Consider the following 24,256-nt stretch of genomic DNA (forward strand, 5'->3'; position numbering starts at 1 on the left):
TGAAGACTTTTTCGGACTGTTTATAATCAGGAGAAAAAATTTTTTTCTAAAAAAACTTTAGAATAACTTTGCAAAAAATTTCTGTTGAAAGACCTGCTTCTTATTACTCCGCCTTTTACCCAACTTAATACTCCTTATCCTGCAACGGCTTATATTAAAGGATTTTTAAATACCAAAAATATTTCCAGCTACCAGGTAGATTTGGGGATCGATGTTATTTTGGAATTATTTTCAAAGGACGGAATACTCAAGGTTTTCAATAAAGAAATTGATCTTCAGAACACCTCTGAAAATTCCCGGAGAATTTATGCCTTAAGAGAAGAGTATTTAAAAACGATAGATCAGGTGATTCCTTTTCTACAGGGAAAAACACCTACACTGGCAAGACAGATCTGCAGCATGAACTTTCTTCCCGAAGCTTCCCGTTTCAACCAGCTGGATGATATGGAATTTGCTTTTGGAAATATGGGTCTTCAGGATAAGGCCAAACATCTGGCAACACTTTATTTAGAAGATATTTCCGATTATATTGTAGAAAATATTGATGCTGATTTTGGTTTCAGCAGATATGCGGAACGCCTTGGGAAAAGTGCCAATTCTTTTGATGAATTATATTCAAAACTGTGTGGTGAGCCTACCTTTATTGATGAGTTTACTTTAAAAATTCTTCAGGAAAAAATAGAAACTGTACAGCCAAAACTGGTTTGCTTTTCAATACCGTTTCCCGGTAATCTGTATTCCGGTTTCAAATGTGCTCAATGGATCAAAAAGCATTATCCTCACATTAAAATTGCGATGGGAGGAGGATTTCCCAATACAGAATTAAGAGAAGTTAAAGACCAGAGAGTATTTGAATTTTTTGATTTTATTACTTTAGATGACGGTGAGCTTCCATTGGAACTTCTTCACCAAAATTTAGAAATTACCGCCGGAGAAGGTGAATTTAAAAGAACTTTTCTTCTAGAAAATAATGAAGTTGTTTACAAGAATAATTCTAGAAGACACGACTTCAAACAGTCTGAAATAGGTACTCCTGATTATACAGATTTAAAACTGGATCAATATATTTCCGTTATCGAAATCGCCAATCCGATGCACAGTTTATGGAGCGACGGACGATGGAACAAACTGACGATGGCACACGGATGCTACTGGGGAAAATGTACATTCTGTGATATTTCTTTAGACTATATTAAAATCTACGAACCTATTTCTGCGAAAATTCTGGTAGACCGGATTGAAGAACTGATCCGTACAACCGGTGAGACAGGATTCCATTTTGTAGATGAAGCTGCTCCACCTGCCCTTATGAGAGAGGTTGCTCTGGAAATTCTCCGAAGAAATCTGGTGGTTACCTGGTGGACCAATATCCGTTTTGAAAAAAGCTTTACCCGTGATCTCTGTTATCTTCTGAAGCTTTCAGGATGCGTGGCTGTTTCCGGTGGACTTGAAGTAGCAAGTGACAGACTGCTGAAATTAATTGATAAAGGAGTTTCTGTGGAACAGGTTGCCAATGTAACAAGAAATTTTACAGAAGCAGGAATTATGGTTCATGCGTATCTGATGTATGGCTATCCTACCCAAACCATTCAGGAAACTGTAGACTCCCTTGAAATGGTAAGACAAATGTTTGAAATGGGAATCCTTCAGAGTGGTTTCTGGCATCAGTTTGCGATGACAGCTCATTCACCAGTGGGAATAAGCCCGGAAGATTTTGGAGTCATTCCGGTAAAGCAGGAAATTTTGTTTGCCAATAACGATGTAGATTTTAAAGATAAAACCGGAATCGATCATAACAGGTTCAGCTTCGGATTAAAGAAATCTTTATTCAATTATATGCATGGAGTCAATTTCGAACTGCCGCTTCAGGAATGGTTTGATTTTAAAATTCCAAGAACAACCATTCATCCGGATTATATTCACGACTGTCTTTTGGAAGATGGGCAGTTTCAGTTGAAGACCAATTCCAAAGTTGTCTTTTTAACCAAAAATGTAATCGCTGAGAATCGCGTAAAAAATAAAAAGAAATATTCTGGTACGTATACGCTTCTTACATTCCACTTAAAAACCAATATTGTGAAGGTTGAGCTGGAACAGGAAAAAGCAGAATGGCTGATGAATGTACTGGAAGAAAATGCTGTTGAAAATTCTAAAAAACCTACTATTCAACAACTTAAGAATCATTTTGAAGAAAATTTCGATGATTTTGAGCTGTTCTGGTTCTCAAAACCAATGCAGCAATTGAAGGAAAACGGCGTAATTTTAAGTTTATAAAAAATTCCGTTTTTTTCTCAGGGATTTTTAAAAATGGTTAATTTTCCGTGAATTCTTATTTTTCTGAATGAATAAGACTTGTTTTGATTAAAATATAATCTCTCACAGATTTCACGGATGACACAGATCTAAATTTTTATTTAAGAGAATAAAATTTTTCATAAAGAAGGATCATCAAGTCCAAATTTTTAACTACCATATATAAACCGGCAAAATATTCCCCTCCTCCGGAGGGGTGGCAAAAATTCAAAGAATTTTTGACGGGTGGTTTTAAAGTTTTGGTTAAAGCCGGATGAATTTGATACATAATAAAAAAACGGGTTAAAGCCCGTTCCTATTGATAAAATCTGTATTACATTAATTAGGGGTCTCTTTTGAAACAGTACCTACGTTTACTTTTTCCTGTATTTTGATAAAATTAGGATCCATAATCGCCATGCGCTCAGCCAATGCTTTGTAGGTCGGGAATTTCAGGATTGAAGCTCTTCCGGACATTTCTCTATAGATGGTAAAAGACTTTCCTCCCGCTGTTTTCAGCTGTTTTGTTGTGGTAATATACCTTCCGATAAGTTTACTTTTAGCATCATAAATTTCAATATCAATAGGTGTTTTGTCCATAATGGTATCTTCCGAACCAAAACTTACCGGCAGATTGGTAAAATATCCCACCGGAACGCCATTACTAAGGATCTCTCCCACTTTATTGACCTCAATATTCATCTTGTCTATTTTCTTTCTGATCGCATAAGCATCTTTTGTTTTAGCGTCCAGCTTCCTTTTCGGAACATTTGAAAAAAGCTCATCCAGATTTTTAACATTGATCCCTTTGTTATCAATAATTTTAAGATCTTTAACTGAAGTAAAGACTGCAGATTTTTCTTCTCCGGAAAATGCAGAAGGTGACGAGTAATCAATTTCGATGGTCTTGTCCCTGTTATATACTCTGTTGACAATGATATAACTGTCGCGAACAGAATCCACGATGCTTTTATCAATGAATTTAATCGTATACATCGGGGTCTCTTTAAGATCCATAAACGTATATTCGCTGGATTTGTTGGAGAGCTTAGCTACCGGAATACCGTCAAGATTAATAATTCCTCTTTTGGTTTTGATATCCTGGGCATGGAGGAAAACACCCAGAACTGTAAATAATATGATTATGCCTCTCTTCATACAATCAGACTTTTACAAATAAAAAAAGTGTAACGCAAAGTTACACTTTCTTGAAAATATATTTAGCTTTTCATTTAATTATTCACAAAGGATAATTCCTTTATTATGATTAAATTCTACAACACCGCTTTTGATAGCATAAGCAAAAACAGAGTCTTTTCCGGCTTCTTTAGTGAAATTTTTAGCATAAGCCTCATCAATAGAGTTAGCAAAAAGCTTTACATCACCTCCGATTAAAGAAGAAACAATTCCTGCGTGGTTTTTCATGATGTGAAATTCACCATTTTTTCCAGGCAATAATACTGAGTCTACTTCTCCTTCAAAAACTACGTATTCTGGTGTTAAAATTTTTATATTCATTTTAATTTAGATTTGAAGATTTCAGATTTCAGATTTCAGACAACCTTAAAGTCTCATGTCTGGTATCTGTAATCTTTATGTCTAATTATTAAGCGTTTTCAGCTAACATTTTTTGTCCTGCTTCGATAGCTTCTTCGATAGTTCCTTTCAGGTTGAAAGCTGCTTCTGGTAAGTGATCTAATTCACCATCCATAATCATGTTGAATCCTTTGATTGTATCTTTGATGTCTACCAATGATCCTGGGATACCTGTAAACTGCTCTGCTACGTGGAAAGGCTGAGATAAGAATCTCTGAACTTTTCTTGCACGGTATACAACAGCTTTATCTTCTTCAGAAAGTTCTTCCATACCAAGGATTGCGATGATATCCTGAAGTGCTTTATATCTTTGAAGGATTTCTTTTACTCTTTGAGCACAGTTGTAGTGATCGTGACCGATAACTTCAGGAGCAAGGATTCTAGAAGTAGAAGCTAGTGGATCTACCGCTGGATAGATACCTAATGAAGCAATCTTTCTGTCAAGTACCGTAGTTGCATCCAAGTGAGCAAACGTAGTTGCAGGAGCCGGGTCAGTTAAGTCATCCGCAGGTACGTATACCGCCTGTACTGAAGTAATTGAACCATTTTTAGTTGAAGTAATTCTTTCCTGCATCGCACCCATTTCAGAAGCTAGCGTTGGTTGGTAACCTACCGCTGATGGCATACGACCAAGAAGTGCAGATACCTCAGAACCAGCCTGTGTAAAACGGAAGATGTTGTCTACGAAGAAAAGTACGTCTCTACCTTGTCCGCTTTCTCCACCGTCTCTGTAGTACTCAGCCAATGTAAGACCAGAAAGTGCTACTCTCGCTCTTGCACCTGGCGGCTCGTTCATCTGTCCGAAAACGAACGCAGCTTTTGAATCTTTCATAGCTTCTAAGTCTACTTTAGAAAGATCCCAGCCTCCGTTTTCCATAGAGTGCATGAAATCATCACCATACTTGATAATACCTGATTCCAACATCTCTCTCAAAAGGTCATTTCCTTCTCTCGTTCTTTCACCTACTCCGGCGAATACAGAAAGACCTCCGTGTCCTTTTGCAATATTGTTAATCAACTCCTGGATCAATACTGTTTTACCTACACCGGCACCACCGAACAATCCAATTTTACCTCCTTTTGCATAAGGCTCAACTAGGTCGATTACTTTAATACCTGTAAATAAAACTTCTGCTGAAGTTGATAATTGATCAAATTTTGGAGCTGGTCTGTGAATTGGAAGACCACCATCCTTAGAAATATCTTGAAGTCCGTCGATAGCATCACCAACAACGTTGAATAGTCTTCCGTTTACAGCCTCTCCGATAGGCATCATAATAGGATTTCCGTATCCAATTACGTCCTGCCCTCTTTTAAGACCGTCAGTAGCGTCCATTGCGATACATCTTACTGTATCTTCGCCAATATGTTGTTCTACCTCTAAAACTACTTTTTCACCGTTTTCTTTTGTAATTTCTAACGCGTCATAGATTGCTGGAACAGCTTCCACATCTGTGAAGACAACGTCGATTACCGGACCAATAATTTGAGAAATTTTACCTTTAATTTGGTTTGCCATTGCTAAATTTTTTCTTGGTGCAAATATAGTGATTCTTCATAAACCCGCAATTGGTAAAAAAAAGATTTTTATCATGCTTTTGAAGAGAGGAAGGAGTTTGCCATTTACTATGTGAAATTCATTATTTATCATTATATTTAACAGCAAATACACAATTCATTAATTTGTCATTATGTTCGTATAATATAATACAGGATATTTTCAGAATTTTTCATTTTTAAATTTTCAGGTTCTCTCCGTTACATTAAAAATAAAGGTTTTATATTTGCAATCAAAATTTTTCCGTTTTGAAAGTTTTCAAGAATTTTACAGATTACTCCTCACAGAAGCCTCTAGCGTTGTCTTTAGGAATGTTTGACGGGGTACATCTCGGGCACAAGAGTATTATCGATGAGCTGACTAAAATAGGTATAGAAAATAACCTGGAAACTGCAATCCTTACCTTCTGGCCGCATCCAAGATTTGTTTTTAATCCGAATGAAGATTTAAAGCTTCTGAATACACTGGAGGAAAAGAAACAACTTGTAGAGAAATACGGCATTGATAATTTGTTCCTGAAAGAATTTGATGAAGAATTCAGAAATTTAACCGGAGAAGAATTTGTACGTCAGATTTTAGTTGATAAACTTAATGTAAAGTACCTTATTATAGGCTACGATCATTCTTTTGGAAAAAACAAAAGCGGAAATTTTGAGCTTCTTCAGAAATTATCAAAAGAACTTGATTTTGAAGTAGAACAGATGGAAGCGATTAATATTCATGAAAACAATATCAGCTCCACAAAAGTGCGTAATGCGCTTTTAGCAGGAAACGTTAAAGAAGCAAATGAAATGTTGGGCTACTCCTACTCTGTTTCCGGAACTGTAGTTCATGGGAAAAAGATCGGAAGAACTATCGGATATCCAACAGCTAATATTGATACCGAATCGATCAAGCTATTACCTAAAAAAGGAGCTTATATTGTAGAAGTATTTGTAAAAGGCAACCAATATAAGGGAATGCTGAGCATCGGAACCAATCCGACGGTAAACGGAGAAAAACTAACTGTGGAAGTTTATATCCTTGATTTTGATGATGATATTTATGAAGAAAAGATTACGGTAAGTTTCAGGGATTTTCTTCATGATGAGATCAAATTTGAAGGTCTGGACAAATTGATTGAAAGACTGGATGAGGATAAAAGAATAACAGAAAAATTTGATTTTTAAATATAGAGAAAGGCTATTCAGTGAGAATAGCCTTTTGGTTTATTTTAGTACTTTTAAGTAGATTTTCTGGGTTTCATTATTCAGTTTCACATTCGGGAACTTCTTGTCATAATCAATAAAGATATCTCCTTTTTGATCTGCTTTTCCGTTTCCATCAGAGTCCCAGCTTATGGTTACATAATATTTTGCAGGACCGGCAGGTTTTGGATTGATCTTGCTTTCGGCATTTTCAGGTATTGGCAGATTGATGGTGAAAGGTATTGATTTCTGTTCATATTCCTGTTCTGTAATTAAAGTAGCAGGAGCATCAGCCAGTTTTTCGTCCATTCCATATAAGCTCACTTTCAGCCGGGCATTTTTAATGGTAAATGCGTCTGTTCCTGAAAATTCTAATTTAAGAGTTTCGGGAGATTTTTCAGAGGCTGATACAGCAGAAGTATTTTTTTCGGTAGTGTTCTTATTTACCGGCTTGGTGCAGCCTGACAGCATCAATGTTCCGGCTGCTGCGAATAATAAAAGGTGATTTCTCATTTGTTATTTATTTTATTAATGTCAAATATATTATTTCACCAGTAATAGATAACAAATCCCGTACCTCAATTTATTTTATTTACTATAATGAATTGACTTCATTCTGCGCTTTTTTAGTCAGGGATTTGAAAACCAGCTCGTAGGATTGATCAATGAGTTTAAAGATCAGATCTCTTTTCAATCCATCTACCGTTACAGAATTCCAGTGGGTTTTGTTCATATGATAAGCACCTGTGATCTGAGGATATTGTTCACGAAGCTCTGCACTCCATTCAGGATCTGTTTTTACATTAATGGCCAACGGCTGTCTCTCAAGTCCCATCAGTAAAAACATTTTGGTGTCTACTTTCATCACGAGAGTTTCGTTATCAAACGGAAAACTTTCTGTAACTCCTTTTTTGGCAAGACAATAATCTAAAATTTCGTTGGCATCCATGTTCAATTTAAGTGATAATTAATGATCAAATTAATTCTTTAATCTTTGATTCAAATTTAGTAAATTTAAGAAAGAAATAATCTCACAAAAACGCAATTATTATGAAAGCTCTGGTAATAGGTGCTACAGGTGCCACAGGAAAAGATCTTGTCAATCAGTTACTGAATGACAAAGAGTTTGATGAAGTGGATATCTTTGTCAGAAAGCCTGTTGATATTCAAAATGACAAGCTTAAAGTTCATGTGGTGAATTTTGAGAAGCCAGAGGAATGGAAAAATATGGTAAAAGGAGATGTTGCCTTTTCCTGTCTTGGAACAACTTTAAAAGATGCCGGAAGCAAAGAAGCCCAAAAGAAAGTAGACTTTGATTATCAGTATGAATTTGCAAAAGCAGCGAAAGAGAATGAAGTGGAAGATTATATTCTGGTATCAGCTTACGGAGCGAATCCACAGTCTAAAATTTTCTATTCCAAAATGAAAGGCGAACTGGAAGAAGCTGTAAAACAGCTGCATTTCAACAAGATCACTATTTTTAAGCCGGGAATGCTGGAACGAAAAGATTCTGAAAGAACCGGAGAAGTATTGGGAAGCCGCATCATCAAATTTGCTAATAAATTAGGGCTATTAGAAAGTCAGAAGCCCCTGCCAACCGATATTCTGGCAAAAGCTATGATTAATTCTTCGAAAATAAAAAGTAACGGCTACTCCAGTATCAAGCTGGGAAATATTTTCTGTTTTGCGGAAAAGAGCAATGAATAGTTAAAAGATTCGGGATGCGTGATTCGCGGTTTGGGATGCAAGTAATATGTTTCGTGTTAAAGGGGAAAAACTCCTTATTGATTCCCCTTAAGTTTAAGCACCAAATACTGCTACCTGTAATGTATTACCTATTTTGTAGTCTTGCTGCCCATTTTCTGTCCTAATTTTTCATATTCAATATCATTAGGCTCCCATAGCTCTATTTTATTGCCTTCAATGTCCATAATGTGGACAAATTTTCCATATTCATAAGTCTCAATCTTATCTACAACGGTTACATTTTCTTTCTTCAACTGTTCAACAAGTTTTTCAAGATTATACACCCTGTAATTGATCATAAAATCTTTCTCCGAAGGCTGAAAATATTTGGTCTTTTCACTGAAAGGGCTCCACTGGCTGAATCCTTTTTTAGAGTTATCACTACCCTGAAACCATTCAAATACAGCTCCATACTGATTGGTACTGAGTCCCAGATGATTTTCATACCACTCTCTCATTTTCTCAGGATTTTTACATTTAAAAAAGATACCGCCAATGCCGGTAACTCTTTTCATATCGTCAGACTTGTTTTCTGTAACGGCCTTAAAAGCAAATCCTAACATAAATGAAGCCAGGATACAAAGGGTAAAAATTATTTTCTTCATAAAATATATTACGATTTAAAAGGACTATATGCAATTTGATGCCATTGCCATTCTGACGAAGGAAGAATCTTATGGAAAGTCCGGATTCTTCATTTCACTGCGTTACATTCAGAATGACAGAGTCATAATAAATAAGAAAGCAGGATTAATGTAAAATTGTATATAATTACCAATTTTAAAATAAAAAAGTGGATGTTAACACCCACTTATAAAAAATATTTCTTATTTCAGATACTTTGTAATAGCCTCATCAGTAGGCTTTGTAGTACTTACAAAAGAATCGATCAGTTTTCCGTTTTCATCTACCAGGAATTTGGTGAAGTTCCAAAGGATGGTTGTGTTCTTTACTCCGTTCAATTCCTTTTCCGTTAAGTACTTGAAGATAGGAGCGGTATCATCTCCTTTCACGGAAACTTTGGCTGCCAAAGGGAACGTTACTCCGTAGTTTTTCTGGCAGAAAGCACCGATTTCCGTGTTGGTCCCAGGCTCCTGGCCTCCGAAATTGTTTGCAGGGAAACCTACTACAACCAGTTTATCTTTATATTGTTCGTACACCTTTTCAAGATCTGCGTATTGGGGTGTAAACCCACATTCTGAAGCGGTATTGACAATGAGAATTTTTTTCCCTTTGAAGTCTGCAAAATTGATTTCTTTGCCATCAAGACTTTCTACTTTAAAGTCATATATTGTTTTTCCCATAAGTTCTGTGGTTTTAGCTTTAGAAATTTCACTTTTCTGGTTGGTGCAGCTTTGCAGGAATGCCATGAAAGAAAGCAGCAGTAAAAAAATCTTTTTCATTTCTTATAATTTTATGCAGCAGGCTGCAGTTGATTTAAAACTTAAAAATATTAGCCGGAAAAACTTTATTGATATCGATTCTGTTTAATAACATCACATAATCTCCGTCTTTTTTGGGACTTGAAGATTCGATTCTGAAGGGCATGATAATGTTCCCAACTTTTTTGAAATCAGAATAGATCAGTGTCTCATCTTTTTTCACTTCTTTAATCAGCATATACGTTTTTGTATCAAAATAGTACATGTTCTTATTTACATTCTTGGTAAGCTGTACCTTATGGCAGTAGATCTCTCCTACTTTTTCTTTTCCAAGATATTTGGCGTCAAATCCTTTATTTTCCCAATCAATGAAATCATTATCAAAACTTTCCGGCACATATTCAGGATATTCCTGAAGTTTGTTGGCCGCATAGTTCATTGCATATCCTTTGGTACCATCAAAACCTTCAATTGCCGTTTCTTTCCCTCCGGTGGTAATCAATGTTTTAGTAAGATTCGGACGCTGCTGAAAAATTCTTATCGGATATTCATCTTTGACACCCAGGATTACTTTTCCCTGAAGCAATACTGAGTTTAACAGTTTCCAATTGGTTAACCCTCCGGATAATTCAATGTTTTTGTCAATAATTTCCTTTGCGGTCTGTCCGAATATCACGTGCGAAAATATCAGTCCAAATACTAATAATAACTTCTTCATTAATTTTATTTATAAATTCAAATATAGGGGGATTTATGGAAAATTGCAAAAAAGGCAAAAGCTCAGGAAGACCAATTTGTTAATTTCAGATAAGTTTTCGGGCTTTTTCCAGATCTTCCGGAGTATCAATGCCTACTCCTACGAAATTGGTTTCTATCATTTTGATTTTCATTCCATATTCAAGATAGCGGATGCATTCAATCTTTTCGGATATTTCCAATGGCTTCATAGCCAGCTTTGAAAACTGCAGCAGGGCATCTTTTCTGAAAGCATATACTCCAATATGTTTAAAATAACTTACATCATAAGAAACCTCCCTGTGAAAAGGAATGACGGAACGGCTAAAATACAGGGCAAACCCATTATTATCGGTAATCACTTTTACATTATTCGGGTTTTCAATTTCTTCTTTTTCATGCAGCTGTATTTTCAAAGAAGCTAAAGATATTTCCTGTTGCTGGTCATGTTTAAAAACTTCTATCAGTTGACGTAAAGGTTCTAACTTAAGGAAAGGCTCATCTCCCTGGACGTTGATCACAATGTCGCAGTCAATATTCTGTACAGCTTCCGCAATACGGTCACTTCCGGTCTCATGCTGTCCTGTCATGACGGCTTTTCCTCCGTTTTTTACGATTTCATCAAGAATAATTTCAGAGTCGGTGGCGACAAATACTTCATCAAACAGCCCCGTTTCCACTACATTCTGATAGGTTGTGGTAATAACGGTTTTTTCTCCTAAAATCTGCATTAATTTCCCCGGAAAACGGCTTGCTTCATAACGTGCAGGGATGACAGCGATTATTTTCATTCAATACAATATTAAGTAATTCTTTTTAAATCAGGAGGTTTCATTCCGGTATTTATAAAAGTCCGGATACACCTTTTATCCTGAGACCAAATGTAGTGAAAAGTATCTTATTTCCTAAACAAAACAGAGATTTCAGAGTTTAAAAAGAGAGTTTTACGCCTACCATATTGTATTCCCATTGGCGGGATGCAGTGAAGTTGAGATTATATTTTGTCTTTCCGATTGTTCCTTCTGAAGAAGTGTATCTGCTTTTTGATATGGTTTTTCCTATAAAATATCCCATGAATAAAGCCAGAGGATAGTCTGACGCCCAGTGAACTTTACTCTGCATCATCTGAAAGCACAATGCTCCGGCTAATGTATATCCTACAGGTTTGATCCATTTCGCATCCGGATAATTATCTGCAATTACAGTAATCCCAGCCATAAATGTCGTTAAATGTCCTGATGGCATTGCGTCATAATTCGAGGTGTTTTTGCTGAATGCTGAAAAGCTTGGAAAAGGGTTCCATGCGCCTCCTTTATGTCCGTATTCTTCGGCAATAAAAGGGCTTTCTCTTCCGGTAATTCTTTTAAGGGTCTGCGTAAAAACTCCTGAAAGAATTAAACTTTCCATTAAACCACTGGCCGTAGCCTGGGCTCTGTAGTCATTTTTTATCAATCCATAGGTTCCGAAGCCTATTCCTAATAAGACTAATGTAGACCCGTTTCCGATCAGGTACAGCGCAGATCCGACATCTTTAGGAATTTTAAAAACACCTCCCACTTTGTGATAATTGTTATCCTTATCCATTCCCCATCTTTCGGCCAGCTCTCTTGAATTATCAATGAGTTTCTGATCAAACGGCAGGAGTATTAACGTAGCACCAACAGCCCCCCCCAGATAATAAGCATGATCTTTAGCTACGAAATCTTTATTGGTATTGATGAAGTTTCTTGGTAATTTGGTGACAAAGTCAAGGAGTTTAGGTTTCGGATATGTCCGGACGGAACCGTCTTTTAAGGTGTAGGTTTGTACTTTTGGCAGTTCAACTTCTTTTGGTAACTCACTTACCTTCAGACTGTCAACCTCCTGTGAGTATACCAGTATTGAAACCGGTAAAAGTAGAAATCTCAGTTTTTTCATCGTGTAATTTTCGATTTATATATTCAGGTGTGTAAAGCCACAAATATAATTCCTTGTTGAATGTAGTGCAAAGCGGTTATCTAACTTTTAATATTTATTTAATTTTTTGAGAAATAAACGCAACTTCAATTCAAATATTGGATCAGAAAAATAATTCCATATATCCATGAAATATAGATAAAAGAATAGAAAAGTCCGAGTCCAAGGCTTTTTACTATTTTTCCTTTACATTTTCCTGAATTTTTAAAAACCAATCTGAGTGCTCTGAAAAATATCCAGTACAAAATGGCACCCAACAAGAATACGGCCGACCAAAAGAAAAGTCCGAAAAAATAAGAAAGAAAAACAAGTAGAATGGAAATTACAATCCAGGCAAGAAAGGAAAGAATAGCGCCTCCTATTCCATCTCCGGCATCAGGAATGTCTACCTCAAAACCATCAAACTTCGGTGTTTTATCAGCATACCTTTGTATTCTTTCTTTGTTTAAAATATTTCCGATATTATCTTTTAATTTTAACCCAGAATACAGTCCTCCAGTGATAAAGAGGAAAAATACTCCCGCCAGAACAGAAGTTGATAATATTGAATTCAAAAACAGTGAACGATGATCAGCTTTCCCTGAAAGCCACACGCTTAAAATCACTATTATGATAATTGACAATGTTGAAAAAAACAAATATTTTGTCTCAAGTAAGGATTTCTGTGGAAGGCTCATGGTTTAAAAGACGTGTAAAAACGCTTCGACTCCGCTCAGCGTGACACAATTACTATTTTTTAAATTTAATGATGTCATGCCGGACAGAGTCGAAGCCTATATTTTATGTAAAGATTATTTTAAATTGTTCAAAGCACTTTCCAGTTTTGGAAGCATTACCTTGATCTCATCTACAGCCAATCCTCCTACAGAAGCACGGAACCAAGGTTCTGATTTTTCTTCTCCGAAAGCTGAGAACGGTACCAAAGCCACTCCTGCTTCATTGATTAAGTAGAAAACAAGATCTGAAGAGTTTTCAATGACAGCTCCGTCAGGTTTTGTTTTTCCGATATAATCAAGTTTGATGGTAAGGTAAAGAGCACCCATTGGTTCGATGCTGTCAACAGCAAGTCCTTTTGCCTTTAAATCCTGAACTCCGTTGTGAAGTACTTTTAAGCTGTTTTCAAGTTTAGCTTTAAAGTCGTTAACAAAAACATCAACGTTCTCTGAGTTTTCATAGAATTTAGCCGTTGCTTCCTGCTCTGGTTTTGGAGCCCATGCTCCAACGTGAGTAAGAAGTGCCTTCATTTTATCAAGAATATGAGCAGGTCCGAATCCCCATCCTACACGTACTCCGGTTGCAGCAAGGCATTTTGAAATACCGTCAATATAGATGGTGTAGTCTTTCATTTCAGGGAAAAGAGAAACCGGATCTACGTGCTCAGCACCGAATGTAAGGCAAGAGTAGATCTGGTCATACATTAAGTATAACGGTTTCTGATCTTCACCTCTTTTTTTGTTTTCAGCAATAACCAGTTCACAGATTTCTGAAAGCTGTTCTTTTGTAAACATGGTTCCTGTAGGGTTCAATGGAGAACACAAAGCTAATAAAACGGCTCCATCTAAGTGAGGTCTTAAATCATCAGCAGTCGGAAGGAAATTGGTTTCAGGTTTTGTTTTCACTTCTACAGCATTGGCAGAAGTAAGATAAGCATAGTGATTGTTGTTCCATGATGGTGTAGGATACACTACTTTATCTCCTTCGTCTACAATGGTTTTGTACACCGCATAGATCAAAGGTCTTGATCCTGCCGTAATCAGAATATCGTTAGGAGAATAATCCAGGTTCCATCTTTTTTTAAGGTCTTTGGAAACTTCTTTTCTTAAAGATAAAAGTCCGTTGGCAGGCGGATAGTTCGTCAAATTATTCTGATATGCTTTCTGAATCTCTTCCTTCAGCAATGCCGGAATAGGATAAATGTTAGAATTCAGATCACCAATAGTAAGATTGGCAATTTCCGCTCCTTTTGCTTTTAGATCATTTACTTCGTTACCAATTTTTACAATTTCAGAACCGATCAGGTTCGCTGCTAATTTTGAAACTTTCACTTTTTCTTATTTTAAATTTATATTATCGTTCTCCATGAATCTTCTCATATTTTTGATTGATGGTATTTTTAAGAGTATTAATCCAGTTTCAAATCTGTTTTAACGGCTCCTATTTTGGCTTCCAATGATTTTAATTTGTCTCTGAAATCTGCTTCTGAAGTAATGGAATCCTTTACAGAAACATAAAATTTGATTTTTGGTTCTGTTCCTGAAGGTCTTACGCATACTTTTGTTCCATCCTGTGTATAATAGATCAAAACGTTAGACTTTGGAATATCATTCATTACTTTTTTCACGTTGGTAGAAACGGTAAGGCTGGTTTGTTCTTTGAAATCCTTTACTTCTTCTACCGGTGATCCTGCCAGTTCCTTCGGAGGATTTTCACGGAAGTTTTTCATCATATTCTGAATTTCTTCAGCTCCTTCTTTTCCTTTTCTAACGATATTGATTAATCCTTCATAATACATTCCAAGATCCTCATAGATCTCAATCATGTACTGATACATTGTTTTTCCGTTGGCTTTGCACCAAGCTGCAATTTCGCAGGCTAAAAGAATACTTCCGCAAGAGTCTTTATCACGAACGAAGTCACCGGTCATAAATCCGAAACTTTCCTCACCACCACATACAAATTTCTGAGTTCCTTCTGCTTCACGGATCATTTTTCCAATCCATTTGAATCCAGTAAGACCTACTTTGCATTCTACACCGAATTTCTGTGCAATATCAAAGAAGATATCGGAAGTTACGATGGTAGAACCAATGAACTCTTTTCCGGTAATTTTCCCTTGTTTTCTCCACTCATTCAGAATGTAATACGTAAGGATGGTATTGGTTTGGTTTCCGTTCAATAATTGCATTTCACTATCAAGATTTCTTACGGCGATTCCTAATCTGTCCCCATCCGGGTCTGTTCCGATCACGATATCTGCATTGGTAATTCTTGCCAGATCCATTGCCATTTCCAATGCTGCAGGCTCTTCCGGGTTTGGAGACTCTACTGTTGGGAAATTTCCGCTTGGGATCATCTGTTCTCTTACAAGATCTACTTTTTTGAAGCCTGCTTTTTCAAGGGCTTTGGGAACAGTTGTATAGGTTGTTCCATGGATAGAGGTGAAAACAATATTTAAATTTTCTTTTCCAACGTTCTGATACGTAGAGTTTTCAATACATGCATCGATATACACATCGTCCTGCTCCTCTCCGATCCATTCGATCAGATCATCATTTCCGTTGAATTTAATTTCTTCAAATTTCACAGAATACACTTCATTGATAATGGCTTCATCATTAGGCGGAACAATCTGTGCGCCGTCATTCCAGTATACTTTGTAACCGTTGTATTCTGGTGGGTTGTGAGAAGCCGTTAATACGATTCCTCCGTTACATTTTTTATCACGTACCGTGAAAGACAATTCAGGAGTCGGTCTGTGATCTTTGAAAAGTAAAACTTTAATTCCGTTGGCTGTTAAAACATCTGCTACCAGTTTTCCAAATTCTTTTGAGTTATTACGAACATCATAAGCGATAGCCACTTTAATCTCTTCTCCTTTGAACTGCTGAAGCATATAATTAGCCAATCCCTGAGTCGCTTGTCCTAATGTATATTTATTCAAGCGATTGGTTCCTACTCCCATTATCCCACGCATACCTCCTGTTCCGAATTCCAGTTCTCTGTAGAAAGAATCTTCCAGATCAGGGGAATTGCTGTCGATCAACGTCTGTACAGCATCTCTTGTTTCTTTATCGAAGGTATCACTTAACCAAAGTTTCGCTTTTTCTAGTGTATTCATATTTGTAATGTTGTTCTTTTATAATTTGTAAAGTTCCTAGTTTCTAGTTTAAATAATGCTGTTTTTTAATCCAGCTTTTTGTTTTCGACTTTCGTTGTTTTATCAATTTTAAACGCTCTGATGGGATCGTTATAATAGACAAATTTTGCTGTGTTCTGAATATGTCCTTTTAAAGAATCTTTTACATTTACTTCTGCATAATTACCGTTTTTAGAATCAATATTCAGATTGGTGATTTTCCAGTAAGGTGCAATTAAACTTGCTGTATCTGAAATCTTTATCACTGCATCTTTAGATAATCCCAAAAAGTTGGCGCGGCTTCTGTTATGCATTTCCACTTCTGCTCTTCTTGTGTTTACAGATCCCATGAAGCTTGCGTTATTTTTCATGTTAAGTCTGAAATTATCTGTTTTGATTTCGCTTGAAATATTCACTTCCACAGAATCTGAAACAGCTACTTTTTCAAGATTATATTTGGAATAAATCGTTACATTATAAAAATCGACTCCTTTTGTTCCTCTTTTTTCTTTAATGAAAAGGGTTTTATCTTTTACATCCACATCCAGATTGCTTGCTACATTAGGATAAGTTTCTATTTCTACAAAATTTTTCGGACCTCTGGCATAAAATACACGGAATTTACCTGCCAGATCAAGGTTAACGAATTCCGAAACATCCACATCTTTCTTTTCAATATTCCCTTTTGGAGAAACTTTTCCGCAGGAAACTACTGCCATCAGCATCAATGTGTATACAACTTTTTTCATATTTAATTTTAAATATTCTATATTATAATCGCAACGATCTTTACTGAAAATCTCTGAAAGCTTTTCTCAGGCCTCACGGGACTTTCAATATTATTTTGAACAAAAATAGGATTAAAATTTCTAAAAAACTTTGTCTTTTGACAATAAAATACCTGATAGTTTTCAATTTTTTGCTTTTCAGAAGAGCCTATTTCTTATTCTCAATTCTTTTTACTTTTTTATAAAACCATGTTTTAGGACTGCCAGCCATTGAAAATAAAAGAAGATAATTTTTACTTACACTGGAGATTTTCATTGTGGTTATATTTTCATCGTCATTATACTTCATTTTCAATAGATTATTTTCTATCTGATAAATTCCATTGTTTCCCATTGAACTGAAAGTTTTATCCTGATAAAAGGTCAGAACTCCTGTTCCATATCTGGAATTGTTTGTTTTATTTTTCAACGTATCCGTATTAGAAATTTCTCCATCATAAATATCAATAAACTCCCATGAACCGTAAAGTTTATTTGATGAACATGAGACTGCAAAAAGTAACAGAAAGTAAAAAAGAATAGATTTGAGTTTAAACATCCGGATTTAAAGTTTTTATAAAAATACAAAAAGCACTCTGGAATAGAGTGCTTTGTATGTATTGAAATTGGAATGATTATTTTTTGCGTAACCACCCCGTCAAAAATTCTTTGAATTTTCACCACCCCTCCAAAGGATGGGAATGGCCATACATCAACTAAAGGTTTACATTAACAGATTAGTTTTCAGTATATTTAATTGAACAATCACCTGAATTTATATCACTTCATCAATATTATAGTTCTTATGCTCACGGTTGGTTCTTATGATCATTTCTCCCAAGAATCCTGCAATAAAGAGAAGGGTTCCCATAATCATCATGGTTAATGCAATAAAGAACCAAGGGTTATTGGTAATCAAATGTCCGTAGATTCCTCTTGCCACATCAATCAGTTTAGAAATTCCTAGCCAAAGTGCTGAAAGAAAACCAACAATAAACATTAAAGTTCCCACTGCTCCGAAGAAATGCATTGGTCTTCCTCCGAAACGGCTTACAAACCAAAGGGTTATCAGATCCAGAAATCCTCTGATAAATCTTTCCGTTCCGAATTTTGAAGTTCCATAAGGTCTTGCCTGGTGCTGTACTTCTTTCTCGGTAATTCTTCTGAAACCTGCATTGGCAGCCAATACCGGAATATAACGGTGCATATCTCCGTACACATCAACCGATTTTACCACCTGTCTTTTATAAGCTTTCAAACCACAGTTGAAGTCATGAAGGTAAACTCCTGAAACTTTTCTCGCTGCCGCATTGAATAGTTTTGACGGAATATTTTTCGTCATTACATTATCAAAACGCTTCTTTTTCCAACCGGAAACAATATCATAATTATCATGAATCACCATATTGTACAGTTCCGGAATTTCTTCTGGGAAATCCTGTAAATCGGCATCCATTGTAATTACTACATCACCGTTTGTTCTTTCAAAAGCGGCATGAAGCGCCTGTGATTTTCCATAATTTCTGGAAAATTTAATAGCGTGGATCTGAGGATACTGAACTTTCATATTCTCAATAATACTCCACGACAAATCCGTACTTCCGTCGTCTACAAACCAGATTTCATAAGATAAATTACTGGTTGTACACACTTTATCAATTCTTGAAAAAAGTTCTTCCAGAGAGTCTTCTTCGTTCAGTAACGGAATAACTATAGATAAATTCATTTAATTTTAATAAAAATTAGGCTTGATTGGTTTCTTCGGGCTGATGTATTGTTCTTGTTCTGAAAAATGCTCCGAAAAACACCGACAAAACTACGTAAAATATAAGAATTGCTGCAAAATATCCTGAAAAATGACTTGCGGTAAGCATATCTTTTCCTTTAACTGCCTCAGGAGTGAAGCTTTGCAGTCTTTCCTTGTATTTCTGATCCAGTTCATCAATATCCTTCTGATGCTTCAGAATTTTTCTTGCTGAAGTATATTCTGTATCCAGTTCTGATTTTTGTCTTTGAACATATTGATAGTTCAAAAGGCTTTTAGCTGCAGGATCTACAAAAGTTAAAAAAGCATAAATACTAAAAATAGAAAGAATTCCTCCGATGAACATCGGAACGAATGCTCTTTTGAAAGCATCTTTAAATTTCACCACTCTATGGTTGTTCCAGTAAGATTTTACAGACCAGAAAGCAGCTCCGGCATATAAAAGAGGCAAAACAAAAGCATTGGCTTTCAAAGAGATATCAAAATAATTGATTCCTGAGAAAAAAGTATATACTACAAAAAAAACGATCATTGTAGCGATAAAAAGTATAATTCCTAGTGTTGATGGACTTTTTGTCATATTTAAATTTTTAAAAAAAGTTGAAAATTTTTCCCTCTAAATGTCAGGCGTTTAGCTTTACCACTGCATTTTTTCAACTAATTTTCTTTGATAAAGTTTTGAAGTTTATAAAATATTCCTACCTTTGCAACGGCAAGTCCTAAACAACCAGCTCCTGAGAATCCTCCAGGGTGGGAACGCAGCAAAGGTAATCGGTCGTAGCGGTGTGATTTAGGTAGCTTGCCATTTTTTTTTGATTTAAAGTAAGAAGAGAGGTAATTTGATAATTATCTTTTTTTGTTTTTAATACCTTACGCATCATTTTCATTTTTCTAATTTTCAGATTACCTCCGGTTTTGTTATCAATTAAAATTCGAACGTCTCTCCCAATTTTGGTAAAACAAGTTCTACATTTTTATCGGCGAAATGCTTTAGTGCACTTTCATGGTTGATTTCAATGGCAGGAAAAGTATCAAAGTGACATCCGATTACTTTCGGTGTTTTTAATAGCTCTGCTGCTGCAAAAGAAGCTTTTCTGGGGCACATCGTGTAGTGGCTTCCGATCGGAAGGATAGAAAGGTCGATGTTTCCGTATAATCTCGGGAACAGCTCCATATCAGCCATTACTCCTGTATCACCAGCCAGATAGATGTTCTTACCTTCAGGAAGTCTGAAGATATACCCTACAGGAACACCTCCATAGCTTCCATCCGGGAAAGAACTTGTATGGTGAGCCGGAACCATGGAAATTTTAAGATCGTCGATTTTTGCCGATCCTCCTAAGTTCACATCATCTTTATTTTTTGCCTGTTGAAAATAACCGCATACTTCAGGAACTCCAATGATGGTAGCTTCCGGATAGTGCTTCAATACTTCTGCTACATCAGCAATATGATCACCGTGCGCATGAGTTAATAGGATGTAGTCGATTTTTTGGGCAGCAATATCAAAACCTGACTCTGCTTTTTTGTAATTGTAAAAAGGGTCACTCAGAATTGTTTTATCCTTGTAGGTAAACAGGAAACAATTTTGCCCTAAGAATTGTATTTTCATTTTAAATTTAATTTCAATTATTATTAAATATTAAACACAAATGACTCAAATAATTTCACAAACAGCACAATGAGATTAGTGGCGATTGTGAAAGCATTCGTGCCATCCGTGTTTTCTTTAATCTATTATTTCGATGGAAACTTATCCTCAATAAGGTTAAGCTTAATCCTGTGTTCGAGATAAGCCTTACATCCGTCTAAAACTGTTGTAAAACCTCCTGTATTGTCATTAATTACTTTCATCAGATCTTCGCCTGTCTGGCTGAATCCATAGCTTTTAATGACCACGAGTGTTCCTTTTTCCATCGTTTTGAATTCATAGTCTACGTTTACTGCAGGCTCTCCCCATTCTGTTCTGATCAGTTGGTTCGGAATAATCTGGTGAACTTTCACTACGTTTTTTACTCCGTACATTTCCCATTCCCAGGTAACAGTCTTCCCTTCTTCCAGCTTTCCGGTAGATTTGGTAAACCAGAAATTGGTAGTTACTTCCGGATTGATGAATGCTTCGAAAACATCTTCAACCGGCTTCCTGATAAGCATTTGAGCTTCAACGTATGCATTAGAACTCATGGTATAATATTTTAGATTAGTGAAATAAGTTAAGTCCGGCTGCTGTAAGAATTGCCATTACAAAAGTCATGATTCCTACCTGTTTTAAGTACTGGTCTAATTCTTTTGGTTCTTTCACCGACATAATGCTTCTTCTCAGCTTGGCTAATGGGAATAAAAGGATCATTACAATAAACACATAGTAGTTTTGCTGCTGTATAAACCCGTTTACTCCTAAAAAGATAAGGATAAGCACCAATGGTAACTGTAACAGGACCATTTCATAGATCATTGCATTTTTGAATCCGATTCTCAATGCAAAGCTATTTTTCCCTGATAATCTGTCGCTTTCAATATCTCTCATATTGTTCAGGTTAAGAACCGCCATACTCATCATTCCAACCGCTGTTCCGGGTAATAATATATCCCAGCTGAAAGTTTTTGTAAACAGGAAATAGCTTCCGCACACAGAAACCAGTCCAAAGAAGATAAACACGAAAATATCTCCCAATCCCATGTATCCGTAAGGTTTTTTACCTACCGTATATCCAATTGCGGCAAGAATGCATGCTACTCCCAATCCTATGAAGATATAGAATTCATTCATATAGTTTGGAATAAAAGCTACGTACAACAAAGCAATGGTAGCAATGAAAGATAATACTGCGAAAAGAATCACAGCATTTTTCATCTGTTTTGCGGTAATTTTCCCTGATGCTACCGCTCTTGCTTCAGCTTCATTGATTCTTTTGGCGTCTGTACCTTTTACTCCGTCACCATAATCATTGGCATAATTTGATAAAATCTGGTATAAAAGCGTAACCAACAGAGCGAGTGCAAGGATTTTCCAGTCCCAGGTACCGCCTTCTCCGTAAAGTCTCCATTTTGCAATGAAAGCTCCCATAATAATTCCGCTTAAGGAAAGCGGTAAAGTTCTTAGCCTTGCGGCTTTTATCCAATCCGTCATATTTTTATCATTGATAAGCGATAATTGATAAATGATAATATCAATCATCATTCATCAATTATCAATTATATTTTTAGGATATCCATTGATCTTCTCCGAAGTTAGGTTTTCTTTTTTCAAGAAAGGCATTTCTTCCTTCCTGAGCTTCTTCTGTCATATACGCAAGACGGGTAGCTTCTCCTGCGAAAACCTGCTGCCCTACCATACCATCATCTGTAAGGTTCATGGCAAATTTCAGCATTCTGATAGAAGTTGGCGATTTAGCTAATATTTCCTGTGCCCATTCGTAAGCTGTATCCTCTAGTTCTGCGTGAGGAACCACTTTATTCACCATTCCCATTTCGAAAGCTTCCTGTGCAGAATAGTTTCTTCCTAAAAAGAAAATCTCACGTGCTTTTTTCTGTCCTACCATTTTAGCAAGATAAGCAGAACCATAACCACCATCGAAACTGGTAACATCTGCATCGGTCTGTTTGAAAATAGCATGTTCTTCGCTCGCTAAAGTAAGGTCACATACTACGTGAAGTGAGTGTCCACCACCAACTGCCCATCCGGGAACAACAGCGATCACCACTTTCGGCATAAAACGGATCAGACGCTGAACTTCAAGAATGTTCAGACGGTGTCTTCCGTCTTCTCCTACATACCCCTGGTGTCCTCTGGCTTTCTGATCTCCTCCACTGCAAAATGCCCATCCTCCGTCTTTTGGACTTGGTCCTTCTCCTGACAGCAATACAACCCCTATTGAAGAATCTTCATAGGCATCATAAAAAGCATCATATAATTCTGAAGTTGTTTTAGGTCTGAAAGCATTACGTACTTCAGGTCTGTTGAAAGCAATTCTTGCTACTCCGTTAGATTTTTTATAGGTAATATCTTCGTATTCCTTGGCGGTTTTCCACTCGATCATCTTATAAAAATTTTTCTCAAAGATACGGAATTACAGAGAAATTTTCAGGTTGAAATTGAAGGTTCATCTCTATAAAAAAAGAAATTTTGAATGCATGAATCCGGCATGAAGAGAAACTGCATAACAGGGCCGGTAATAAATCAAACCTAACAGGTTTTTAAAACCTGTTAGGTTTATAAATTTAATTCAAAATCATAAAAGGCCTGCAAACTTCTATATGAAACATAAAATCCTGATATGAACTTCATTACTTTGTGTTTACAATAAAAAAAACCGGAACATTTCTATTCCGGCTTTATCTGTTGTGTCAAAAAATGATTATTTTGCACCAGCAGCTGTAAGTTCAGCTTCTTTAGCTTTCATTTCTTTAACTTTATCCATGTTTTTAGTTACAATGTAAATTTCTTTTAACGCAGTAACCGCATCAAGACTCTTTGGGTTGGCTTTATACCATCCTTCAGCATATGGTAGTGCTTTTCCAAATCTTTCTCTTCTTGCATCAATCAGCTTAGAAGCTTCATCCGGCTTGTCTTTTCTTAAGGCATTGATCTCTCCTACTACTTTAGCATCATCACCAATAGTCGTATATACTAAATTCTGATATGCATCAGAGAAATCAGGCTTCAGCTCAACAGCTTTTTTGAACGCTTCCAAAGCATCGTTAACAGTAGCCGGGTTTTTAGCCTGCATTACCCCAAGGTTATACCAGTTTGTAGCATCGTTAGGGTTTTTAGCCAATTGTTCTTTCAATCCTGAAACAAATTTGTCTGTATTTCCAGACTGAAGGTATGCTGTAGTCTGAGCTTCTTTAAGCTTAGCATTGTTTGGGAATTTAACCAAACCTTTTTCGATAATCGTAAGAGCCTCAGTTGGTTTTTTAGCATTCAAAAGCAATGAAGACAAAGTTTCATACAAATCAGACTCTATACTTTTAGTCTGTTCTGTCTTGAAATCACTGTAATCAGGGTTCTTTTTCATTAGTTCCCAGGTAGCTTTATCAAGATTTACAACCTGACCTGTCTTCTTCTCTTTTGCAGTGTATGTAGTTTCTACTCCTGTAAATCCGGAATTGATAAGGTCTGTATATATTTTGATAGACTGATCAGTGTTATTAGCTAACGCGTGGCTCAATCCGGCATAATACATATATATTTTATTATCCTGCCCGTTAGCCTTTAACAAGTCGTAGACTTCTATAAACTTAGGCGCTGCAGCAGCATAGTTTTTTGCATTATATGCATCCATAGCCACTTTATTAGCTTCCTGAAGCTGAGCATTTAAAGCTGCCGCATCTTTTTTCTGCCCAAAAGCAAAAGCAGATGCTACGATAGCCATTCCTAAAATTAGTTTCTTCATAATAACTATTTTATATTTAT

The 24,256-nt window shown here is 36.3% G+C and carries 26 protein-coding genes and 1 other RNA gene; 5 read left to right on the forward strand and 22 right to left on the reverse strand.

Going from position 1 to position 24,256, the window contains the following annotated elements:
* Positions 1 to 84 precede the first annotated feature (84 nt).
* Positions 85 to 2,274, forward strand: a complete 2,190-nt coding sequence (locus tag JNG87_RS19910) for a B12-binding domain-containing radical SAM protein (protein WP_202840619.1) — start codon at positions 85 to 87, stop codon at positions 2,272 to 2,274.
* Positions 2,275 to 2,631: 357 nt separating this feature from the next.
* On the opposite strand, the gene JNG87_RS19915 is transcribed toward JNG87_RS19910, so the two are convergent.
* The 3 genes from JNG87_RS19915 to atpD form a co-directional block, all read right to left on the reverse strand.
* A complete protein-coding gene (locus tag JNG87_RS19915; protein WP_202840621.1) occupies positions 2,632 to 3,450 on the reverse strand; it encodes a hypothetical protein in 819 nt (272 codons plus the stop codon).
* A gap of 78 nt (positions 3,451 to 3,528) precedes the next feature.
* A complete protein-coding gene (locus JNG87_RS19920; protein WP_062674884.1) occupies positions 3,529 to 3,810 on the reverse strand; it encodes a FoF1 ATP synthase subunit delta/epsilon in 282 nt (93 codons plus the stop codon).
* A gap of 88 nt (positions 3,811 to 3,898) precedes the next feature.
* Complete coding sequence (gene atpD, locus JNG87_RS19925) at positions 3,899 to 5,407, reverse strand: F0F1 ATP synthase subunit beta (RefSeq protein ID WP_062674887.1); 1,509 nt, start codon at positions 5,405 to 5,407, stop codon at positions 3,899 to 3,901.
* A gap of 287 nt (positions 5,408 to 5,694) precedes the next feature.
* Here atpD and JNG87_RS19930 point away from each other — a divergent pair, with 287 nt between their 5' ends.
* A complete protein-coding gene (locus JNG87_RS19930; RefSeq protein ID WP_202840623.1) occupies positions 5,695 to 6,615 on the forward strand; it encodes a bifunctional riboflavin kinase/FAD synthetase in 921 nt (306 codons plus the stop codon).
* Between the two features lie 39 nt (positions 6,616 to 6,654).
* On the opposite strand, the gene JNG87_RS19935 is transcribed toward JNG87_RS19930, so the two are convergent.
* Together JNG87_RS19935 and JNG87_RS19940 are read right to left on the reverse strand one after the other, a co-directional pair.
* Complete coding sequence (locus JNG87_RS19935) at positions 6,655 to 7,146, reverse strand: hypothetical protein (protein ID WP_238349629.1); 492 nt, start codon at positions 7,144 to 7,146, stop codon at positions 6,655 to 6,657.
* Positions 7,147 to 7,228: 82 nt separating this feature from the next.
* A complete protein-coding gene (locus tag JNG87_RS19940; RefSeq protein ID WP_202840625.1) occupies positions 7,229 to 7,582 on the reverse strand; it encodes an MmcQ/YjbR family DNA-binding protein in 354 nt (117 codons plus the stop codon).
* 101 nt (positions 7,583 to 7,683) lie between these two features.
* Between JNG87_RS19940 and JNG87_RS19945 the strand changes: the two genes are divergently transcribed.
* Entirely contained in the window at positions 7,684 to 8,340 is a 657-nt protein-coding gene (locus tag JNG87_RS19945; protein WP_202840627.1) for an NAD(P)H-binding protein, read from the forward strand.
* Positions 8,341 to 8,468: 128 nt separating this feature from the next.
* Here the strand turns inward: JNG87_RS19945 and JNG87_RS19950 are convergent, their stop codons facing one another.
* Positions 8,469 to 8,984, reverse strand: a complete 516-nt coding sequence (locus JNG87_RS19950; RefSeq protein ID WP_317193485.1) for a VOC family protein — start codon at positions 8,982 to 8,984, stop codon at positions 8,469 to 8,471.
* A gap of 28 nt (positions 8,985 to 9,012) precedes the next feature.
* Here JNG87_RS19950 and JNG87_RS21750 point away from each other — a divergent pair, with 28 nt between their 5' ends.
* Entirely contained in the window at positions 9,013 to 9,138 is a 126-nt protein-coding gene (locus JNG87_RS21750) for a hypothetical protein (RefSeq protein WP_262896822.1), read from the forward strand.
* A gap of 68 nt (positions 9,139 to 9,206) precedes the next feature.
* Here JNG87_RS21750 and JNG87_RS19955 read toward each other — a convergent pair whose 3' ends face one another.
* From JNG87_RS19955 to JNG87_RS20005, 11 genes are all read right to left on the reverse strand, one after another.
* On the reverse strand, positions 9,207 to 9,782 hold the full coding sequence (locus JNG87_RS19955; protein ID WP_110010221.1) for a glutathione peroxidase: 576 nt from the start codon (positions 9,780 to 9,782) through the stop codon (positions 9,207 to 9,209).
* Positions 9,783 to 9,816: 34 nt separating this feature from the next.
* A complete protein-coding gene (locus tag JNG87_RS19960) occupies positions 9,817 to 10,479 on the reverse strand; it encodes a histidine kinase (RefSeq protein ID WP_202840629.1) in 663 nt (220 codons plus the stop codon).
* A gap of 85 nt (positions 10,480 to 10,564) precedes the next feature.
* A complete protein-coding gene (gene kdsB / locus JNG87_RS19965) occupies positions 10,565 to 11,287 on the reverse strand; it encodes a 3-deoxy-manno-octulosonate cytidylyltransferase (protein ID WP_202840631.1) in 723 nt (240 codons plus the stop codon).
* 139 nt (positions 11,288 to 11,426) lie between these two features.
* A complete protein-coding gene (locus JNG87_RS19970) occupies positions 11,427 to 12,413 on the reverse strand; it encodes a phosphatase PAP2 family protein (RefSeq protein WP_202840633.1) in 987 nt (328 codons plus the stop codon).
* Between the two features lie 125 nt (positions 12,414 to 12,538).
* On the reverse strand, positions 12,539 to 13,006 hold the full coding sequence (locus tag JNG87_RS19975) for a hypothetical protein (protein ID WP_202840635.1): 468 nt from the start codon (positions 13,004 to 13,006) through the stop codon (positions 12,539 to 12,541).
* Positions 13,007 to 13,243: 237 nt separating this feature from the next.
* Positions 13,244 to 14,497, reverse strand: a complete 1,254-nt coding sequence (locus JNG87_RS19980) for a pyridoxal phosphate-dependent aminotransferase (RefSeq protein ID WP_202840637.1) — start codon at positions 14,495 to 14,497, stop codon at positions 13,244 to 13,246.
* Between the two features lie 77 nt (positions 14,498 to 14,574).
* The gene (locus JNG87_RS19985) at positions 14,575 to 16,290 is read right to left on the reverse strand and encodes a phospho-sugar mutase (protein ID WP_202840639.1); all 1,716 of its coding nucleotides are present in this window, start codon (positions 16,288 to 16,290) and stop codon (positions 14,575 to 14,577) included.
* A 65-nt stretch (positions 16,291 to 16,355) separates the two neighbouring features.
* Positions 16,356 to 17,057: a GIN domain-containing protein gene (locus tag JNG87_RS19990; protein WP_202840641.1), complete on the reverse strand. Its 702-nt coding sequence runs from the start codon at positions 17,055 to 17,057 to the stop codon at positions 16,356 to 16,358.
* 187 nt (positions 17,058 to 17,244) lie between these two features.
* Positions 17,245 to 17,634, reverse strand: coding sequence for a hypothetical protein (locus JNG87_RS19995; RefSeq protein ID WP_202840643.1), 390 nt, complete (start codon positions 17,632 to 17,634; stop codon positions 17,245 to 17,247).
* Between the two features lie 216 nt (positions 17,635 to 17,850).
* Complete coding sequence (locus tag JNG87_RS20000) at positions 17,851 to 18,801, reverse strand: glycosyltransferase family 2 protein (protein ID WP_110010230.1); 951 nt, start codon at positions 18,799 to 18,801, stop codon at positions 17,851 to 17,853.
* A gap of 16 nt (positions 18,802 to 18,817) precedes the next feature.
* Complete coding sequence (locus JNG87_RS20005; RefSeq protein WP_062674918.1) at positions 18,818 to 19,420, reverse strand: DUF4199 domain-containing protein; 603 nt, start codon at positions 19,418 to 19,420, stop codon at positions 18,818 to 18,820.
* 130 nt (positions 19,421 to 19,550) lie between these two features.
* On the opposite strand from JNG87_RS20005, the gene ffs reads away from it, so the two are divergent.
* An RNA gene (gene ffs / locus JNG87_RS20010) (signal recognition particle sRNA small type) lies at positions 19,551 to 19,648 on the forward strand.
* A gap of 117 nt (positions 19,649 to 19,765) precedes the next feature.
* On the opposite strand, the gene JNG87_RS20015 is transcribed toward ffs, so the two are convergent.
* From JNG87_RS20015 to JNG87_RS20035, 5 genes are all read right to left on the reverse strand, one after another.
* Positions 19,766 to 20,452 carry a metal-dependent hydrolase gene (locus tag JNG87_RS20015; protein ID WP_202840645.1) on the reverse strand — a complete coding sequence of 229 codons (687 nt, stop codon included), beginning with the start codon at positions 20,450 to 20,452 and terminating at the stop codon, positions 19,766 to 19,768.
* A 125-nt stretch (positions 20,453 to 20,577) separates the two neighbouring features.
* A complete protein-coding gene (locus JNG87_RS20020; RefSeq protein ID WP_202840647.1) occupies positions 20,578 to 21,024 on the reverse strand; it encodes an SRPBCC family protein in 447 nt (148 codons plus the stop codon).
* A gap of 16 nt (positions 21,025 to 21,040) precedes the next feature.
* A complete protein-coding gene (gene menA, locus JNG87_RS20025) occupies positions 21,041 to 21,970 on the reverse strand; it encodes a 1,4-dihydroxy-2-naphthoate octaprenyltransferase (protein ID WP_202844387.1) in 930 nt (309 codons plus the stop codon).
* 73 nt (positions 21,971 to 22,043) lie between these two features.
* Complete coding sequence (locus JNG87_RS20030) at positions 22,044 to 22,880, reverse strand: 1,4-dihydroxy-2-naphthoyl-CoA synthase (protein ID WP_202840649.1); 837 nt, start codon at positions 22,878 to 22,880, stop codon at positions 22,044 to 22,046.
* Positions 22,881 to 23,198: 318 nt separating this feature from the next.
* Entirely contained in the window at positions 23,199 to 24,236 is a 1,038-nt protein-coding gene (locus JNG87_RS20035) for a tetratricopeptide repeat protein (RefSeq protein ID WP_110010234.1), read from the reverse strand.
* Positions 24,237 to 24,256: the final 20 nt, after the last annotated feature.

This window comes from Chryseobacterium cucumeris (assembly GCF_016775705.1).
Taxonomy (GTDB): Bacteria; Bacteroidota; Bacteroidia; order Flavobacteriales; family Weeksellaceae; genus Chryseobacterium; species Chryseobacterium cupriresistens.

What these genes read in the sequence shown, in the direction of transcription:
- JNG87_RS19915 (WP_202840621.1), bottom strand. Translation starts at nt 3,450, where the DNA reads ATGAAGAGAGGCATAATCATATTATTTACAGTTCTGGGTGTTTTCCTC.
- JNG87_RS19920 (WP_062674884.1), bottom strand. Translation starts at nt 3,810, where the DNA reads ATGAATATAAAAATTTTAACACCAGAATACGTAGTTTTTGAAGGAGAA.
- atpD (WP_062674887.1), bottom strand. Translation starts at nt 5,407, where the DNA reads ATGGCAAACCAAATTAAAGGTAAAATTTCTCAAATTATTGGTCCGGTA.
- JNG87_RS19935 (WP_238349629.1), bottom strand. Translation starts at nt 7,146, where the DNA reads ATGAGAAATCACCTTTTATTATTCGCAGCAGCCGGAACATTGATGCTG.
- JNG87_RS19940 (WP_202840625.1), bottom strand. Translation starts at nt 7,582, where the DNA reads ATGGATGCCAACGAAATTTTAGATTATTGTCTTGCCAAAAAAGGAGTT.
- JNG87_RS19945 (WP_202840627.1), top strand. Translation starts at nt 7,684, where the DNA reads ATGAAAGCTCTGGTAATAGGTGCTACAGGTGCCACAGGAAAAGATCTT.
- JNG87_RS19950 (WP_317193485.1), bottom strand. Translation starts at nt 8,984, where the DNA reads ATGAAGAAAATAATTTTTACCCTTTGTATCCTGGCTTCATTTATGTTA.
- JNG87_RS21750 (WP_262896822.1), top strand. Translation starts at nt 9,013, where the DNA reads ATGCAATTTGATGCCATTGCCATTCTGACGAAGGAAGAATCTTATGGA.
- JNG87_RS19955 (WP_110010221.1), bottom strand. Translation starts at nt 9,782, where the DNA reads ATGAAAAAGATTTTTTTACTGCTGCTTTCTTTCATGGCATTCCTGCAA.
- JNG87_RS19960 (WP_202840629.1), bottom strand. Translation starts at nt 10,479, where the DNA reads ATGAAGAAGTTATTATTAGTATTTGGACTGATATTTTCGCACGTGATA.
- kdsB (WP_202840631.1), bottom strand. Translation starts at nt 11,287, where the DNA reads ATGAAAATAATCGCTGTCATCCCTGCACGTTATGAAGCAAGCCGTTTT.
- JNG87_RS19970 (WP_202840633.1), bottom strand. Translation starts at nt 12,413, where the DNA reads ATGAAAAAACTGAGATTTCTACTTTTACCGGTTTCAATACTGGTATAC.
- JNG87_RS19985 (WP_202840639.1), bottom strand. Translation starts at nt 16,290, where the DNA reads ATGAATACACTAGAAAAAGCGAAACTTTGGTTAAGTGATACCTTCGAT.
- JNG87_RS19990 (WP_202840641.1), bottom strand. Translation starts at nt 17,057, where the DNA reads ATGAAAAAAGTTGTATACACATTGATGCTGATGGCAGTAGTTTCCTGC.
- JNG87_RS19995 (WP_202840643.1), bottom strand. Translation starts at nt 17,634, where the DNA reads ATGTTTAAACTCAAATCTATTCTTTTTTACTTTCTGTTACTTTTTGCA.
- JNG87_RS20000 (WP_110010230.1), bottom strand. Translation starts at nt 18,801, where the DNA reads ATGAATTTATCTATAGTTATTCCGTTACTGAACGAAGAAGACTCTCTG.
- JNG87_RS20005 (WP_062674918.1), bottom strand. Translation starts at nt 19,420, where the DNA reads ATGACAAAAAGTCCATCAACACTAGGAATTATACTTTTTATCGCTACA.
- JNG87_RS20015 (WP_202840645.1), bottom strand. Translation starts at nt 20,452, where the DNA reads ATGAAAATACAATTCTTAGGGCAAAATTGTTTCCTGTTTACCTACAAG.
- JNG87_RS20020 (WP_202840647.1), bottom strand. Translation starts at nt 21,024, where the DNA reads ATGAGTTCTAATGCATACGTTGAAGCTCAAATGCTTATCAGGAAGCCG.
- menA (WP_202844387.1), bottom strand. Translation starts at nt 21,970, where the DNA reads ATGACGGATTGGATAAAAGCCGCAAGGCTAAGAACTTTACCGCTTTCC.
- JNG87_RS20030 (WP_202840649.1), bottom strand. Translation starts at nt 22,880, where the DNA reads ATGATCGAGTGGAAAACCGCCAAGGAATACGAAGATATTACCTATAAA.
- JNG87_RS20035 (WP_110010234.1), bottom strand. Translation starts at nt 24,236, where the DNA reads ATGAAGAAACTAATTTTAGGAATGGCTATCGTAGCATCTGCTTTTGCT.